Below are 16,540 nucleotides of genomic sequence, written 5' to 3' on the forward strand. Positions count from 1 at the left end.
CTAGTAGCAAGCGTGTTTTTTGTCCACTAACAGAAATAGTGGTAGGGGGAAGGCGTGGCGCTGCCAGAGCATCCTTGCTCCAGATGAAGGTTTTACTCGAAATGTACCTGCGGATTCTCTGCCAGTGAAACGTACGTTTTGCTGTTTTTATCCAGCGTACGGATCTCACCGCTTTCAATGTCGTACACCCAACCGTGCAGGCGCAGCGCATTATTACGCAGTCCGACAGCGACCGAAGGATGCGTTTTAATGTTATTCAGCTGAGCGATGACGTTCTCTTCCACCATGGCATTAACTTTATCGGTTTCGTTATCCCAGGTTTTCTTATCAACTACCGCTTTCGCCGCATCGGCATAGTGCAGCCAGTGAGCAACCGCGGGCATCGGATCCAGGCACTGGCTGGCGGCAATGGCTTTCATTGCGCCGCAGTTGGAGTGACCACAGATGACGATATCCGTCACGCCTAATGCGACAACCGCGTATTCGATGGTGGCAGACACCCCACCAGGCTCCGGGCCAAAAGACGGGACGATATTGCCGGCGTTGCGGATAACGAAAAGCTGCCCTGGCTCCTGCTGCGTGACCAGTTCTGGTACCAGACGACTATCTGAGCAGGAGATGAAAAGCGCTTTAGGATTCTGGCTGGAGGCCAGGCTGCGAAAGAGTTCCTTACGTTGAGGGAAAATCTCTTTTTGGAAGTTGAGGAAGCCCTCAATGATATGTTGCATAGCAGTGTCTCTTTTCTCTGTTTAAGCAGGTTATGATGAAGATCACACTTTCCAGTTTAACACCCGCTGACAGAAGAGAAAGAGTTTATAGCCGTTCAGTGGGGATCTTTGGGTTATTTAGCCCTGACGCGGCAGGGCAAATATTGAGCGTAGTGCTATGCGTTCTGCCTTTTCTGGTATGCCTCTTTTAGTCTGTTCATGACCTCTTCCAGTACGGATCGCGGACAGCCAACGTTTAATCGCATGTGACCTTCTCCACCTGGGCCATATTGTGAGCCAGGCGACAGAGCAAGCCGGGCATCATGGACAAAAAAAGCACTTAGCTGTTCATCGTTAAGACCCATTTTTTCAGCATTCAGAAACAGCAGGTAAGATGCGCCACCGTATACGATTGAGATCAAAGGGCAGTGTTTCTCAATTTCAGCCTTTACATACGCTATATTGTCAGCCAGATAGGCCAATAATTTCTGGTGCCAGTCACCGCAGTGAGTATAAGCACTGTAAATGGCCGCCTGCTGTAACGAATGCGCCTCGGCAAGATAGCAATTATCAAGAAAATGATAGAACCGATCGCGTAGTTCATCATTCTGAACAATGGCGATCCCGCCTTGTATCGCGGCGGTGTTAAAGGTCTTACTGATAGAGGCAAGCACAATTGACTGACTGTTCAACCCCTCATTGATGGTGAAAAATGGGAGGTGCGATTTACCGGGTAAGGTTAAATCGCAGTGAACTTCATCCGCGATCACGATGACTCCAGCGTCATGACAATAGCGACTTATTCTTTCAAGCGTCTCGCGGTGCCATACCATCCCACCAGGATTATGCGGAGAAGGAAAAAGAAACATTTTGCACTTTTTAAGCTTCTCTCTGAAATCGTGCCAGTCTAATTCGTACCCCCCATTTTTCTCGATTAGGCAGGTTTGTACCAGATTTCTGCCGCTGGTTTTGACAAGGTTGGGGTAGGGATCGTATATCGGGCTACAGGTTAATATATTATCCCCTGAACGGGTGAGTGCCATCAAAGATAACACGATGGTTTTGATGACCCCCGGAATAAAATGCACCCAATGCGGCTGAATAGTGCTGCCATACTGTTTCGCGTACCACTGGATAACCGCATCTTTCCACTGTGGATAATCCAGGTTATAGCCCTGAACGGGCTGTTCTATAACCGAACGTAGCGTATGCATAATCGGCTCTGGCGTGGCAAAATCCATATCTGCAATCCACAGCGGTAATACGTCGTTGGTGCCGTACATCTGTTGTAATTGCCCGTACTTACGACAGTTAGCATCCCTTGTGACAATATCGTCAAATAAAGACATCGCTGACTCCTGGCCGGTTTTAATCATAAAAGTTAAATAACGAAAAAATAATTGAAGTCTATTGAAAGAAATAACCAGACTATGATTTTTGTTCAACGACATACTCTACGTTGTCATTGGGTTCATATTTGGCGATGCCAATACCCGTTGCCGCCCACAGCAACGCAAAAATGACTCCGCTGTAGCATAAGATTGCCCAGGGTAAATAATCGAGAGTGGTAACGCCCAGCATAGTGGCACAATAAACACCGGAAGCAGACCAGGGAATAATGGGTTCGACGACTGTTCCGGCGTCCTCCGTGGTCCGCGAAAGGTTTTTTGCGGCAAGGCCGCGTTTTTTATATTCATCTTTAAAGGCGTCGCCGCACAACAACAGAGGTAAGGTGCCGTTTGCCGTGCAGGCGCAGATGGTGAACGTGGTGACAATGGTGGTGGCGACCAGGCGAAATGTCGATTTTACCCCTTTTGTCAGTGCGTTAATGACGGTGTGCAGAGAGCCTGTAGCGCTCATCGCCCCGGCAAAACTAAAGGCGCTGAAAACGGTAACGAAACTGCTAAACATCGAAATCGCGCCACCGCGTTCCAGCAAGCGAGAAACATCAGATGACAGTGCAGGGAGGTTATCACCTGTCAGCATCGCGAGCTTAAAGCCACTGACCACCGACTCACCGACTGAGGATGCAGTGAATGCCTGAAAAACTAACGCCAGAATCATCGACACGATGGTCGACAGAAATAACATTGGAATCGGCGGTTTCTTTGACAGTGAACCGTACAAAACGATAATCGGTGGCAGAAGTAGTAGAATATTAAAGTGATAAATTTGGTCGATAGAGCTCATTAAACTGATAATATTAGTCGGTGCACTGGATGAGGCATCAATACCCATCCCCATATAACTGTAAATAACACAGCAGATCACAAAACCAGGGCCAGTGGTCCACAGCAGATGCCCGATATGCGAGTACAGGTTTACGCCTGCCGCCAGTGCGGCCATATTTGTTGAATCCGAAACTGGAGAGAGTTTATCGCCAAACCAGCAGCCTGAGACAATAGCTCCCGCCGCGATGGGAAGCGAGACATTTAGCCCGATAGCGACGCCAATCATGGCAATTCCGACGGTACCAATCGATCCCCAGGACGTTCCGGTACAGACAGAAATGAGCGCTCCCAACAAAAAGGCTGAAATATAGAAATATTGTGGGTTAATCCACTTCAAACCATAATAGATCATCATGGGAATGGTGCCTGACACCATCCATGATCCAATTAAGAAGCCGATACTCGCCACAATGAGTATGACAGGAAGTGCCTCGGATATTTTATTACAAATTGATTGTAGAATATCGTCCCACGTATAGCCGTGCGCGATAGCGATAAATGAAGAAGTCGCCGTTCCCATCAAAATCATGGGTTCTGCACGAATATTAAAAACAAAATATCCGATGCTAATCCCACTTAACATGACTACCATCGGTAATACTGACCAAAAGAAGGATAACTTCTTCCGGTTATTTAAGGTACAGTTATGTTGTTCCATAATTCCATCCCAATAGTTAATGGTTTACAAATCAAGTAAATACCTGTCACAGGTCATGCAGTTGTTGAATGACGTAGTGACTCGCGTTCACAGCGAATGTTATTTTATTAACTGTGTCAGGCTATTTATTCTTGATTTGTCATTTTGATATTCATCTTCGGGTAGTAATATAAGAGTTTGCCTTAATAATACGTTATTCCTCTGCATAAGATTAATGGTTCCGACGCTGTTGGCTTAGTTTGCGATACTGTTGCGGTGGCATACCAACGTATTTATTAAATGAGCTATAAAAACGACTGCTGGAGCGAAAGCCGGCAATTGTAGCGATATCGAGTATCGTTTTATCGGTATCACTCAGTAGCGCGCGGACATGATTGATACGCATGGCGGTAATGTACTGCTTCATGGTCAGCTGCATTACCCGGTGGAAAATGCCCATTGCATAGTTCGGGTTGAGTTTGACGTGTTCGGCAATGGCATCAACCGTCAGCTGTGTGTCGCAGTTTGCGGCGATAAACTCAAGCATCTGGCTGACGTAAAACTGTGAATGTCGCGAAATACCGTTCTTCTGAGTTCGTGGTGTTTTATTACCCAGTAAAGTCTGCCAACCTGAAAGACTAAATCGCTTGAGCATGAGGGCAATTTCATCAATCGCCAACTGGCGAATCTGCTCGTTATCGCTGTTAAGTTCACTCTGCCAGCGCTGGACTTCGAATGTGCTGAGCTGCTGTGACGCTAATGATGTAATGACCATTCCGTGAGTCACATGGTTAATCAGTTCCCTGTCCAGGGGCCAGGATAAAAACAAATGCATCGGCAAGTTGAAGATTGCCATTTGTGTGCACTGTCCTGGGTCGGTGAGTTGATGAGGCGTACAGGCCCAAAATAGTGTGATGTAGCCCTGCTTACTCCGTACAACTTCGTCATTGAAAAGGTATTCTACGTCTCCATCAAACGGAACATTCACCTCAACCTGGCCGTGCCAGTGGCTGTAGGTCATGGCCAACGGCGCTCGCAATTCGACGTCCATACGCTGATACTCGGAATAGAGTGCCAGTGGGCTACGCGTTTTTTTTTCATAACTGCGGCACATATGTGGGTCATGTGGCAGTTGCGGGATACTTTTAGCCATGATGGATTCCTGGATAGTGAGTCTGGCCGGGTGGTAGCGCCAAAGCATGAACATAGCTTAACCGAAAAAAATCGCCGTTATTCTCTCCGTTTTCGCGAAGTTATTCCCAAAAACTCAGATCTCCTGTCAGTCACATGAAGATCTGAGCTATCGGGAATAGCGGGTTCAGCTAACCTTTGCCGTCATCGGCCCAATAAGGGGTACGGGAACATCGCAAGGATGCACAAAAAAATGGAACAAAGAGCCGATCGCTGTTTTAGCGACGCTAAAGCCAGCCGGGATGGCGATATGTTCGGTTTACAACTGTTCCGACAGAATGTGCGCTGGTGTACTAAATCAATCTCTTAATTGAATTCTCTAATGAAAATAACATCGGGTGTTTTAAACCACAAAAATAAGACGTTTTATTGTTTATTGTATCCAGATCTGGATAGATAAGAGCATATCTCTTCTTAGAGAAGCATTCAGTATAGAAATCCATGTGGTTTAATACTTCGGTGTTTAATGGTTTGGCTTTGGTGTATATCTCTTTAGCGAAAGCACTGCATTTACTACAGTTGCAATGACAAGTGGAATAATCAGTAGAGATGATAGAATCATTATTGTCCAGGCTAAACCCCAGTTTTTCTCGCCGGGTATAGGCATCCATTATTCCGCTGGCCTCATGCTTCAATAACACGCTTGTCCATTCACTTCTTTTTAAATATGGGGATAATATATAACTCAGCAACAAGATGGTTCTTTCATTTATCGTCGGGTAGACATTTAACGTGTTTATTTGTTTTGTTATGATGATAAAATATGATGCTATTATAAACCCAAGGCTCCGGGCGGTACTGATCTCCAGATCTCCGTTTCGTTTGTGTGAAGCATAGCCTCCGGATAAGGGTATGAGTACATTTTCGAAAGCTAAAAAATCGGCAATAAACTCCATAGTCCTGTGGTAGGGTAGTTTATTTCCATTGCTCTTAATGAATTCATGGCGATGACATATCAGATGAACCAGTTCATGGAAAAAAACAAAGTTCATAAAAGATTTTGCTGTGTTAAGCGATACCGCTACTGATTTAGTATCAACTCTATTTGCAATCATACAAAGAGCTGTATCAGCTAATGCCGAGTGCTTAAATATTGTGGATAAATCGAGGCTGATGTTTAAGTTGTAGGTTCCTGTAACAATAATCACCCAGGAATAGAATCTTCGATTGATTGCAATAAATGCAGTATCATCTTTAATCTTTATCTGGACTAAGGGTTCATTTTCATAAACAAAACCCCAAACGGATTTCCGCACAGGGATTAATGCGTCACGTCCCAGCCAGGCGTCAAGAGTTAAATCAAGCTCAGTAAAAGAATACCAGGTTATATCGGTGTCAATGTCTGCCGGGGAGCACCAGGACTGATAGGGCCATGAGTCGGGAGTTATATCAGGGAAATCAACATTATTTAATGATTCTCGTATCTGATTCATTTTACTTTACGCCATTAATCAATTGCTTCGTTGACGACCAGAAAGGCAGCGTAGTTGCTATTCTGGCACCTTATGTTCTCCTTAAATGGTGAAAGTGATGCTTTAAAGGGCTGGGTTTTCTTCACACCAGGTTATGCAGTAGTGAAATTTCTGCGGATCTGATTTTTTCTAAAGATAAATTGTCGAAATTGTTATCACCCGAAAGTATGAGAACGCATATCGCTGATATATTTTGAACAATGAACTAATGTGTCCAGGCGGTTCGTTTATGGGGTGTTCCTGTTATATAAATGCGTAAAGACAAGTGTAGAATATTTTTACGTAGAAATGAAATTCACAAAAATAAATTTTGTCAACGCTTTGAAAAATAATATTTGTTTGATTTATAAATCCTATAATAGACAGGAATATATCGTTTTCCAACGGTGACGGGACGCTTAACGGTTCGGGTCATCCGGCGAAGCGGGTGCTTCGCGTTCTGCGGCCCTGTGAAACAGAGTCGCAGATGGCGTTATGCGCGGCTTATTCTACATCTGATATTCGATCATCCCGCTTTTTCTGGCAACCCAGTCATAAAGGCGCTGCCCACGGAGATTAGTTTCATGGGTATGCCAGTATAATCTTGAAGCATGGCGCTTACGGGCGCATTTTTGAACATACTCAATGAGCTGCTTGCCGATATGTTTACCCCGGACATCCTCGCTAACAAACAAGTCTTCCAGATAGCAATATTCTGTCTCAGACCATGTTGAGCGATGGAAGAGATAGTGCACCAGGCCGACAATTTTACCGTCAGACTTCGCGACAGCACAAAAAACAGGTTCCACGGGATTGAGAAAACGCGCCCAGGTTAACTGTGTTACCTTGTCTGAAATGTCAGTGTGGTAAAAAATCTGGTAGTTTAGCCATAGAGGAAGCCAGTCGGCGTAGTCTTGTTGTGAGACGGGTTCGATAGTAATACGTGCATCAGTGTTTGGGTTACTCATAGGTCTCCTGATATTTTTAGTTAGCATGGTTTTGTATTGTGGTTATCCTAGTTAGTGTTTGAACCACCGCAAAGAGACACTTTTTATATATTGATAGGATCCACTTTTTCCGGAAGAGTTAAAACAATGAAAAAAAACAACGCTCCTTTATTTCAGGAGCTCTTTTTAGAAAAAGGCATTATTAAGGAGCAGGTCTACCATGCTCTGCGTAACGCCATTGTAGAGGGGCGTTTGCCGTCAGGTACGAAGATCCCCTCAACCCGGGCGTTGTCCGAGATGATGTCAATTTCACGGAACTCGGTTATTGCTGGTTATGACCGCTTATTAGATGAAGGGTATATTCTGACGCGCAAGGGTGCCGGAACATTTGTCACACAAAATATTCCTGACCGAAGTATTAGCAGTCACTATTCCAAAACGGTGCAGGAGAATGAACAGCCGTTTGATGGGCAGCTAAATGCGGATATCACTGCTGTTCATGATTTGTGGTCAGGGGATTATGAGGGGCGAGAACTGAATCGACTCTTTGCGGTTGGCGTGGGTTGTACCGATCTCTTCCCACATACATTATGGGGAAAGTTGCTGGGACGAGTCTGGAGACAATCCCGGCATCAGTTGGGTTCTCACACCAGTCCCTGTGGTTTTTATCCCCTAAGAAAAGCAGTTTGCCATTATATTAAAACGACACGGGGTGTTAACTGTAGCGAAGATCAGATTATTATCGTTAACGGTATTCAGCAGGCATTAAATATTACTGCACGGGCGCTGCTTTCAAAAGGCAATGAAGTTTGGCTGGATGACCCGGGTTATAAAGGCGCTCGAGGCGTATTTATGTCAACGGGGGCAATAGTGAAACCCGTGCCGGTAGATAGCGAAGGGATGAATGTGCAATATGGTATTAATCATTTTCCGCACGCGAAACTGGCCTATGTCGTTCCTTCAGACCAATACCCATTAAGTGGCGCTCTGAGTTTATCCCGGCGACTTGAGTTACTGGAATGGGCGAAGTTAAATCAGGCATGGATATTTGAAGACGATTATAATAGTGAATTTCGCTATGCCGAGCGTTCTTTACAAGCATTGCAAGGATTGGACCAGCATCAGCGGGTAATCTATTCCGGGACATTCTCTAAAATGATGTACCCAGAGTTTCGCTTAGGCTTTTTAGTTGTCCCTCCGGGTTTAAAAGAACAGTTTATCGTGACGAAATATTTTTCAGATATAGGGACCAGCTATCTTGAACAGGCCGTGTTGGCGAGTTTTATTGAAGATGGGCACTATGCCAGTCATGTGCGCCGAATCCGTAAGGCGTGTTATGAGAGAAGGGCGGTGTTAGTTAATGCGATTCAATACTATCTTGCAGATAAAATGACTATCCAGCCTTCGGATTCAGGGATTCATATTGTGTGCTGGTTGCATAATGGGTTGACGGGAAATGAAGTCGAAGAAAAAGCCAGAATGCTTGGCATGGGAATACAGTCACTGAGTCATTATTATCATGGGGAGGCATCTCGACAAGGGGTTATGATCGGTTTTGCAAATCATCCGCCAGAGGCCATTGTTGACGGCATCCGCCGCCTTGCGCATGTTATTTAGAGGCGGTCTGGTGGTTGATGCAATGCAAAAGTGTGGATCTCTAAAAAACACCGATTGTGGCTCTTTTTACCTACGCTTTCATCCCTTATTCTGGCGTCGTTTGGCGCAAATATAAGAGGTAAAAAATGTCATCCACCTTTAATGAATTCCAGCAGCCAATAGGTGTGGGATTACCTGACTGGCAAGGTGCGCAGTTTCCTGCGGCTCAACAAATTACAGGGCGCTATTGCAAGCTCGAGCGTATAAATGCCGAGCGCCATGCGCAAGATCTCTATGAAGCCTATCGCGATGCCCCTGATTCCCGCGACTGGACCTATCTCGCCGCCGGGCCATTCGCAACGTTTGATTCAATGTTTGCTTATTTAACAAAGATTGAGGCACAGTCCGATCCTCTGCATTACGCCGTGATCGATTTGGCCAGTATGAAGGCCGTTGGAACGCTGGCGTTGATGCGTATTGATACGTCGAATGGCGTGATAGAAGTTGGCTGGGTTACTTATTCCCGACGTATGCAACGCTCGCGGCTGTCAACGGAAGTCATGTCGCTGATGTTAAAGTATGTTTTTGAGGAACTGGGCTATCGCCGTTTCGAATGGAAATGCGATGCACTTAATGTGCCTTCCCGTGAGGCTGCTAATCGCTTTGGCTTCAGCTTCGAAGGGATATTTCGTCAGGCAGTTGTCGTGCATCAGCGTAATCGGGATACCGCCTGGTATTCAATCCTTGACAGTGAATATCCAGCGCTACAAGCAGCCTACAAGATCTGGCTTGATGAGAGTAATTTCGATGCCAGCGGACAGCAGATTCAGCGCCTGGCGGATGTGATTCGCAAGGAACAAAACAAGCGCTCAATGTGACTGAACTCGCGACGAGTCAGATGCCTGTTTATTGTACAATATGACCTCTGGCATTCGTCGCGATTGGCGCTTACTTTCAATGGGTTCTTACCCAGCCGAACGGCTTTTTTCATTTACCCCATCGCCTAATCTGTAAGCCAGCGCCACCACTAACGATTGCACCAGGCACAGCGTTGCAGATTGTGATCGAAATGCGTCGACCTGCGCCTCTTTTACCACAAAGCAAAGATCGCTGAACGTTGCCAGCGGACTGATCTGGCTGTCGGTGATCACAATCTGGCGGGCACCCGCGTTCGCCGCCGTTTCACTGACCATCACCGTCTCTTCTGCGTAAGGCGAGAAGCTTATCGATACCACGATATCGTTCGCTTTAATGCGGTTTATCTGCTCGCGCAGCATTCCCCCCATCCCGTCGAGCAGTATCGGGCGGCACTCAAGGTGGCTCAGGGCGTAGGTGAGATAGGCGGCCACGCTAAAGGAGCGACGCAAACCGGCGATGTAAATCGTGTCGGCTTCTTTTAACAGTTGTACGGCGCGTTCCAGCATTTCTGGTTCGGCGCGGGCCGCCAGTTGTTGTAAGGCCTGAGCGTTCGAACGGGCAAATTCCTGCAGGATGTCCAGCGGGGTTTCCGGTACGGCTTCGCTTTCCATTTCGCGAAACAGCCGCGCACGGTCGCTGTAGCTGGCGGTTTCTTCAACCAGGTTCATACGAAACAGCTGTTTCATTTCGTTGAAACCGGAGAAGTCAAAGGCATTAGCAAAGCGGATCAGCGTTGATGGCGGTACCCCGGCACGCTCGGCAATGACGGCAACCGTATCGAAGGCCACGCTGTTGGTATTATCCAGCACATAGCGGGACACCTGCTGCAGCCTCTTGCTCAGGCTATCGTAGCGATCGCGGATTTGCTGCTGCAGCTCGTTCAGGCTGGTTGCTGTCGTCATTTTACCTCCTGTTGCATAGTTTTATGATTCTAAACGCAAAGCCGCGTCTTTTAAATGTTGCTCATTCAATTGCTATAAAAAATGAAACAAAAGCTTCAATGCTCACATCACCTGAAATACACGAATAGCCAGATGAATCTGGCGATGCCGCTCGTTAACATAAAAATCCATCCTTGATCACATTAATCATTATTTGTTTTATTTCAACTTAAAATGGAATATTTGTTTCATATATAGTGTGTAGATAACGATAGTGTTCAGGTAACAGTCACGTATCAACAGCGAGAGGTTAAGGATGGAGACGGTAGCGAATTTTATTCACGGCGAATGTGTCACCGGTTCAGGCCAGCGTGTGCAGGCAATCTTCAACCCCGCCACCGGCGAACAAATCCGCCAGGTGGTGATGAGTTCGGTACAAGAAACCGAACAGGCCGTCGCGGCGGCGCATGACGCTTTTCCAGGATGGGCGCGGCATTCTCCGCTAAAACGTGCGCGAGTGATGTTTCGCTTTAAGGCCTTACTGGAAGAGAACATGGAACGGCTTGCCCGGTTGATCAGCGAAGAACATGGCAAAGTGTTTTCTGATGCCGTCGGTGAAATCACCCGTGGCCTGGAAGTGGTGGAGTTCGCCTGCGGTATTCCGCATCTGCAAAAAGGCGAGCACTCCGCCAACGTGGGGACCGGCGTTGACAGTCACTCGCTGATGCAACCGCTCGGGGTGTGCGTCGGGATTACGCCGTTTAACTTTCCGGCGATGGTACCGATGTGGATGTTCCCCATCGCGCTGGCGACCGGCAACACCTTTGTGCTGAAGCCGTCGGAAAAAGATCCTTCTCTGGTACTCGAACTGGCAAAACTGCTGCAACAGGCAGGGCTGCCGGACGGCGTGTTCAACGTGGTGCAGGGGGATAAGGAGTCGGTAGACGTGCTGCTGACCGACCCGCGCGTGCAGGCCGTGAGCTTTGTGGGCTCCACACCGATTGCCGAATACATTTATCAGACCGCATCGGCCCACGGTAAACGCTGCCAGGCGCTGGGCGGGGCAAAAAACCACTGTATTTTAATGCCGGATGCCGACATGGAGATGGCGACCAGCGCCATTATGGGGGCCGCTTACGGCGCGGCAGGAGAACGCTGCATGGCGCTCTCCGTGGTGCTTGCGGTGGGCGATAAAACGGCGAATGAACTCTGTACCCGACTGGAAAAACAGATTGCGGCGCTGCGCGTCGGACCCGGTCTGGACCAGATGCCGGAAAATGAAATGGGGCCGCTTATCTCCTCGGCGCACCGCAGCAAAGTGCTGAGCTATATCGACAGTGGAGAATCTCAGGGCGCCAGCCTGCGCGTTGATGGCCGGCGTTTTAGCGTTAAAGGTCATGAGCAAGGCTATTTTGTCGGGCCGACGTTGTTCGATAAGGTCACGCCAGAGATGACCATCTATAAAGAAGAGATTTTTGGACCGGTGCTTTCCGTGGTGCGGGTAGCAGATTACGCCAGCGCGGTGGAACTGATTAACCGCCATGAATATGGTAATGGTACGGCTATCTTTACGCGTGACGGCGGCTGTGCACGCCGCTTCTGCGAAGAGGTGCAGGCGGGTATGGTTGGGGTGAACGTGCCGATCCCGGTGCCGATGGCGTTTCACAGCTTTGGCGGCTGGAAGCGTTCTATCTTTGGCGCGCTCAACGTTCACGGTAACGACGGCGTGCGTTTCTACACCCGAATGAAAACCGTCACCGCGCGCTGGCCGGAAATGCAGCAGGACACGGGCGCTGCGTTCTCCATGCCGACGCTGGGCTGACAGGAGGTGCTATGCAAACCGAACGTATGACCATGGCCCAGGCGCTGGTCAAATTTCTCAATCAACAATATATCTGCGTTGATGGACATGAAACGCCCTTCGTGGAGGGCGTGGCGACCATCTTTGGTCACGGTAATGTGCTCGGCATTGGCCAGGCGCTGGAGCAGGATGCCGGACACCTGAAGGTGATGCAGGGCTGTAATGAGCAGGGAATAGCGCATATGGCGACCGGATTCGCCAAACAGCATTGTCGACAGCGCATTTGGGCCGTGACATCGTCGGTAGGTCCAGGCGCGGCCAATATGCTGACGGCGGCGGCAACCGCGACGGCGAACCGCATTCCTCTGCTGCTGTTGCCGGGGGACGTTTACGCCAGCCGCCAGCCGGATCCGGTATTACAGCAAATTGAGCAGTACCACGATCTCAGCATCAGCACCAACGATTGCTTCCGCCCGGTCTCCCGTTACTGGGATCGCATTAACCGTCCAGAGCAGTTAATGAGCGCGATGTTAAGTGCGATGCGAACGCTTACTGACCCCGCAGACACCGGTGCGGTGACGATTTGTCTGCCGCAGGATGTACAGGGCGAGGTCTGGGAGTATCCGCTGAGCTTCTTCGCACGCCGTGTCCACCACATTGAACGCCGACCGCCTGACCCGCAGCGTCTGGAGATGGCCCGGGGGCTGATTGCCCGTAAACAGCGCCCGCTGGTGGTGTGTGGTGGCGGCGTGCGTTACTCCGGCGCGCATGAAGCGCTTCGCACGTTTGTTGAGACACTGTCGCTGCCGTTTGCTGAAACCCAGGCCGGAAAAGGCGCGCTGGTAAGTGACCACCCACTTAATCTCGGTGGCATCGGCGTGACGGGAGGAATGGCGGCGAATCAGCTCGCACCGCAGGCCGATCTGGTGATTGGCATCGGCACCCGCCTTACCGACTTTACCACCGGTTCAAAAACACTGTTCTCACACCCGGGCGTGGAGTTTTTGCTGCTGAACGTGGCGGAATTTGATGCACTAAAGCTGGATGCCACCGCGCTGATTGCCGATGCTCAAACCGGGCTGACGGCACTAACCGGGGCGTTGAAAGACTACCGCAGCGAATGGGGAGCGGAGGTCGCGCAGGCGCAATCGGCCTGGCGTGATGAGTGTCAGCGTTTATGGGCCCGCGACTGGCATCCTGATGATGTGCCGGAAGTGGCGGGGCACCTTGATGTCCAACTGGCGGAATATGGCGATACGCTCAACACCCGGCTGACCCAGACGAGGGTGCTGGGGCTTATCAACCAACATATTGAAGATAACGCCATCGTGGTAGGCGCGGCCGGATCGTTACCGGGGGATTTACAGCGCATCTGGCAGGTCAGAACGCCGGACAGCTATCACCTGGAGTACGGCTATTCCTGTATGGGCTATGAGATTGCTGCCGCGATAGGCGCGAAGCTGGCAACGCCGCAGCAGCCGGTATACGCCATGGTGGGAGATGGTTCGTACATGATGCTGCACTCGGAGCTACAAACCGCCGTGCAGGAGGGAATAAAAGTCACCATCCTGCTGTTTGATAATGCCAGCTTTGGCTGTATTAACAATTTACAGATGGGTCACGGAATGGGGAGTTTTGGCACAGAGAACCGCCATCGCAACCCGCAAACCGGGCGGCTGGACGGGCCGCTGGTGAAGGTTGATTTTGCCCAAAATGCCGAAAGTTACGGTTGTCGGGCATGGCGGGTACATGATGAGCAAAGCCTGCTGGCGGCGCTGGAAGCCTCCCGGGCGCATCCTGGCCCTACGCTGCTGGATATCAAAGTCCTGCCGAAAACCATGACCCACGATTACGCCGCCTGGTGGCGAACCGGCGATGCACAGGCTGCTGAATCCCCTGCGGTGCGCAAAGCCGCAGAGCAGACCCAGACGCAGGTGAAAAACGCGCGCCAGTATTAGTTTTCCCGCCATAACGAAACTTTCATTTCATTTTTCCTGTTTGTTCACACATCGCCCTCTTCCTGACCGGGAGAGGGCGAATCATCGTGTCTGGTCGCGGTAATGTTGTGATATTGATAACAGATTTTATCTCACTCATCTCAAAAATGTTAACTCGCACTCAAAAACATAATTTTCACTATTTATAAAAATGAAATAAATGTTTTATTTATGGTGTCGTTAGTTCATCGCATTCACCAACACCGGGAGCCGTTATGTTTAACATTGCTTTACTGGGCGCTGGCCGAATTGGCCAGGTACATGCAGCTAACATTGCCAGTCACAGTGCCACCACCCTCTGGTCCGTTGTCGACCCGAATCAGGAGTTTGCCACCCGTCTTGCAACGCTTTATCAGGCCCGCTTGCAGAGCCTGGATGAGGCGATGACTGACCCGAACGTTCACGCCGTGCTGATCGCCTCTGCCACGGATACCCATGCAGATCTGATTGAACTGGCAGCCCGTCACGGCAAAGCCATCTTCTGCGAAAAGCCGGTCCACCTTGATCTCGCCCGCGTGCGCGACTGCCTGAAAGTGGTCAAAGAGTACGACGTGCCGCTGTTTATCGGTTTTAACCGCCGCTTCGATCCGCAGTTTCGCCGCGTGAAAACGGATGTGCTGGCCGGGCGTATTGGTAAGCCGGAATCCCTGTTGATCATTTCCCGCGACCCGTCACCGCCGCCTGCGGAATACGTGCGCGTGTCCGGTGGGATGTTCCGCGATATGACCATCCACGATTTTGATATGGCACGTTTTATCATGGGCGAAGAGCCGGTGTCTGTGTATGCCCAGGGCAGCAATCTGGTGGATCCGGCGATTGGTGAAGCGGGGGATATCGATACCGCGTTCATCGTCCTGAAATATGCCTCCGGCGCGATGGCGACCATCGTCAACAGCCGCCGCTCCTCTTACGGTTATGACCAGCGCCTGGAGCTGCACGGTTCTGAAGGACTGCTGTGTGCGGGCAACATTCTGGAAAATCAGGTACAGCATTACGCTAAGACCGGTTGCACCAGCGCCCTGCCAGAACATTTCTTCCTGCAACGTTACAAATCTGCTTACGCCGCGGAATGGGAACATTTTGTTGCCGTACTGCGCGGTGAAGCAGTCCCGGATTGCAGCGGCGATGACGGTGAGCGCGCGCTGTATCTGGCGGATAAAGCGCTGGAATCACTGCGTAGTCAGCGTGAAGTTCTCCTCTGATTGTTATACCCAACCCCCCTACACAGAGAGACATAATAATGAAAAAACTGATCTTAGCTGTCCTCATCGCCATGACCTCCGGGGCAGCAATGGCTGAAAACGAACAAATTGTTTTCAGTACGCCAAACCTGGCAATGCCGTTTGAAGTCCACATGCAGCGCACGGCGGTGAAAGCCGCAAAAGAGATGGGCGTCAATCTACAGGTTCTCGACGGGCAGGGCAGCTCGCCGAAACAGGTCGCTGACCTGGAGAACGCCATCACCCGCGGGGCGCAGGGATTTATCGTTTCTCCGAATGATGTTAACGCCGTTTCCAGCGCGGTGGATGAAATCCAGGATGCAAAACTGCCGGTTGTCACGCTGGACCGCTCCGTTGACAGCCAGAAAAAAGTGCCGCACTTCGGGGCCAACAATTACAAAGGCGGCCAGGTTATTGGCGACTTTGTGAAAACCAAATTCCCCGAGGGTGCCGACATTATTCTGCTCACCGGCCAGCCGGGATCGTCCTCCAACATTGAACGTACCAAAGGCATTCGCGACAGCCTGAAAGCGGGTGGCGAAAAGTACAAGATCGTCGCCGATCAGACGGGTAACTGGATGCGTTCTGAAGGGATGCGCATTGTAGAGAGCGTACTGCCATCTCTACCGAAGCGTCCGCAGGTGATCCTCTCCGCTAACGACGACATGGCGCTGGGGGCAATTGAGGCGTTACAAGCCCAGGGGATGAAACCCGGTGAAGTGCTGGTGACGGGCTTCGACGCGGTGCCGGAAGCGCTGGCGCGCGTGCGTGATGGCTGGATGGCGGTCACGGCGGATCAGCGTCCTGGCTTTGCGGTAACCACGGCGATGAGCCAACTGGTGGCAAACGTGCGTGAGAAGAAACCGATCACCGGCGCGGACTATCCGCCAACGCTTATCACCAAAGAGACCCTGCAACAGGCTGAGCGCATTAATGAGGCCGGTAACTGATATATCCGGAGCC

At 49.9% G+C, this 16,540-nt stretch carries 13 protein-coding genes; 6 read left to right on the forward strand and 7 right to left on the reverse strand.

The window, feature by feature from the left end; genetic code table 11:
• Positions 1–92 precede the first annotated feature (92 nt).
• The 6 genes from JQ822_RS10845 to JQ822_RS10870 all read right to left on the reverse strand — a co-directional run bounded on the left by JQ822_RS10845 (position 93) and on the right by JQ822_RS10870 (position 7,185).
• Positions 93–728 carry a carbonic anhydrase gene (locus tag JQ822_RS10845; protein WP_213133470.1) on the reverse strand — a complete coding sequence of 212 codons (636 nt, stop codon included), beginning with the start codon at positions 726–728 and terminating at the stop codon, positions 93–95.
• Positions 729–883: 155 nt separating this feature from the next.
• Complete coding sequence (locus JQ822_RS10850) at positions 884–2,056, reverse strand: MalY/PatB family protein (RefSeq protein WP_213133471.1); 1,173 nt, start codon at positions 2,054–2,056, stop codon at positions 884–886.
• A 79-nt stretch (positions 2,057–2,135) separates the two neighbouring features.
• The gene (gene nhaC / locus JQ822_RS10855) at positions 2,136–3,596 is read right to left on the reverse strand and encodes a Na+/H+ antiporter NhaC (RefSeq protein ID WP_213133472.1); all 1,461 of its coding nucleotides are present in this window, start codon (positions 3,594–3,596) and stop codon (positions 2,136–2,138) included.
• Positions 3,597–3,807: 211 nt separating this feature from the next.
• Complete coding sequence (melR, locus tag JQ822_RS10860; protein ID WP_213133473.1) at positions 3,808–4,728, reverse strand: transcriptional regulator MelR; 921 nt, start codon at positions 4,726–4,728, stop codon at positions 3,808–3,810.
• 331 nt (positions 4,729–5,059) lie between these two features.
• Positions 5,060–6,199, reverse strand: coding sequence for an ImmA/IrrE family metallo-endopeptidase (locus tag JQ822_RS10865; protein ID WP_213133474.1), 1,140 nt, complete (start codon positions 6,197–6,199; stop codon positions 5,060–5,062).
• A 527-nt stretch (positions 6,200–6,726) separates the two neighbouring features.
• Complete coding sequence (locus tag JQ822_RS10870; protein ID WP_213133475.1) at positions 6,727–7,185, reverse strand: GNAT family N-acetyltransferase; 459 nt, start codon at positions 7,183–7,185, stop codon at positions 6,727–6,729.
• A 126-nt stretch (positions 7,186–7,311) separates the two neighbouring features.
• On the opposite strand from JQ822_RS10870, the gene pdxR reads away from it, so the two are divergent.
• Positions 7,312–8,781, forward strand: coding sequence for a MocR-like pyridoxine biosynthesis transcription factor PdxR (gene pdxR / locus JQ822_RS10875; RefSeq protein WP_213133476.1), 1,470 nt, complete (start codon positions 7,312–7,314; stop codon positions 8,779–8,781).
• Positions 8,782–8,906: 125 nt separating this feature from the next.
• Positions 8,907–9,638, forward strand: coding sequence for a GNAT family N-acetyltransferase (locus JQ822_RS10880; protein WP_213133477.1), 732 nt, complete (start codon positions 8,907–8,909; stop codon positions 9,636–9,638).
• A gap of 87 nt (positions 9,639–9,725) precedes the next feature.
• Here the strand turns inward: JQ822_RS10880 and JQ822_RS10885 are convergent, their stop codons facing one another.
• Complete coding sequence (locus tag JQ822_RS10885) at positions 9,726–10,580, reverse strand: MurR/RpiR family transcriptional regulator (protein WP_213133478.1); 855 nt, start codon at positions 10,578–10,580, stop codon at positions 9,726–9,728.
• Positions 10,581–10,875: 295 nt separating this feature from the next.
• Here JQ822_RS10885 and JQ822_RS10890 point away from each other — a divergent pair, with 295 nt between their 5' ends.
• The 4 genes from JQ822_RS10890 (at position 10,876) to JQ822_RS10905 (ending at position 16,527) form a co-directional block, all read left to right on the forward strand.
• Positions 10,876–12,381, forward strand: a complete 1,506-nt coding sequence (locus tag JQ822_RS10890) for a CoA-acylating methylmalonate-semialdehyde dehydrogenase (protein WP_213133479.1) — start codon at positions 10,876–10,878, stop codon at positions 12,379–12,381.
• A gap of 11 nt (positions 12,382–12,392) precedes the next feature.
• The gene (gene iolD / locus JQ822_RS10895) at positions 12,393–14,318 is read left to right on the forward strand and encodes a 3D-(3,5/4)-trihydroxycyclohexane-1,2-dione acylhydrolase (decyclizing) (RefSeq protein WP_213133480.1); all 1,926 of its coding nucleotides are present in this window, start codon (positions 12,393–12,395) and stop codon (positions 14,316–14,318) included.
• Between the two features lie 254 nt (positions 14,319–14,572).
• Positions 14,573–15,559 carry an inositol 2-dehydrogenase gene (gene iolG / locus JQ822_RS10900; RefSeq protein WP_213133481.1) on the forward strand — a complete coding sequence of 329 codons (987 nt, stop codon included), beginning with the start codon at positions 14,573–14,575 and terminating at the stop codon, positions 15,557–15,559.
• Positions 15,560–15,597: 38 nt separating this feature from the next.
• Entirely contained in the window at positions 15,598–16,527 is a 930-nt protein-coding gene (locus JQ822_RS10905) for a substrate-binding domain-containing protein (RefSeq protein ID WP_213133482.1), read from the forward strand.
• Positions 16,528–16,540: the final 13 nt, after the last annotated feature.

This window comes from Citrobacter sp. FP75, from assembly GCF_018342065.1.
In the GTDB taxonomy this organism is placed as follows: Bacteria; Pseudomonadota; Gammaproteobacteria; order Enterobacterales; family Enterobacteriaceae; genus Citrobacter.

Bases quoted from the DNA above. Each gene is read 5' to 3' on its own strand.
- JQ822_RS10845 (WP_213133470.1), bottom strand. From the start codon at position 728: ATGCAACATATCATTGAGGGCTTCCTCAACTTCCAAAAAGAGATTTTC.
- JQ822_RS10850 (WP_213133471.1), bottom strand. From the start codon at position 2,056: ATGTCTTTATTTGACGATATTGTCACAAGGGATGCTAACTGTCGTAAG.
- nhaC (WP_213133472.1), bottom strand. From the start codon at position 3,596: ATGGAACAACATAACTGTACCTTAAATAACCGGAAGAAGTTATCCTTC.
- melR (WP_213133473.1), bottom strand. From the start codon at position 4,728: ATGGCTAAAAGTATCCCGCAACTGCCACATGACCCACATATGTGCCGC.
- JQ822_RS10865 (WP_213133474.1), bottom strand. From the start codon at position 6,199: ATGAATCAGATACGAGAATCATTAAATAATGTTGATTTCCCTGATATA.
- JQ822_RS10870 (WP_213133475.1), bottom strand. From the start codon at position 7,185: ATGAGTAACCCAAACACTGATGCACGTATTACTATCGAACCCGTCTCA.
- pdxR (WP_213133476.1), top strand. From the start codon at position 7,312: ATGAAAAAAAACAACGCTCCTTTATTTCAGGAGCTCTTTTTAGAAAAA.
- JQ822_RS10880 (WP_213133477.1), top strand. From the start codon at position 8,907: ATGTCATCCACCTTTAATGAATTCCAGCAGCCAATAGGTGTGGGATTA.
- JQ822_RS10885 (WP_213133478.1), bottom strand. From the start codon at position 10,580: ATGACGACAGCAACCAGCCTGAACGAGCTGCAGCAGCAAATCCGCGAT.
- JQ822_RS10890 (WP_213133479.1), top strand. From the start codon at position 10,876: ATGGAGACGGTAGCGAATTTTATTCACGGCGAATGTGTCACCGGTTCA.
- iolD (WP_213133480.1), top strand. From the start codon at position 12,393: ATGCAAACCGAACGTATGACCATGGCCCAGGCGCTGGTCAAATTTCTC.
- iolG (WP_213133481.1), top strand. From the start codon at position 14,573: ATGTTTAACATTGCTTTACTGGGCGCTGGCCGAATTGGCCAGGTACAT.
- JQ822_RS10905 (WP_213133482.1), top strand. From the start codon at position 15,598: ATGAAAAAACTGATCTTAGCTGTCCTCATCGCCATGACCTCCGGGGCA.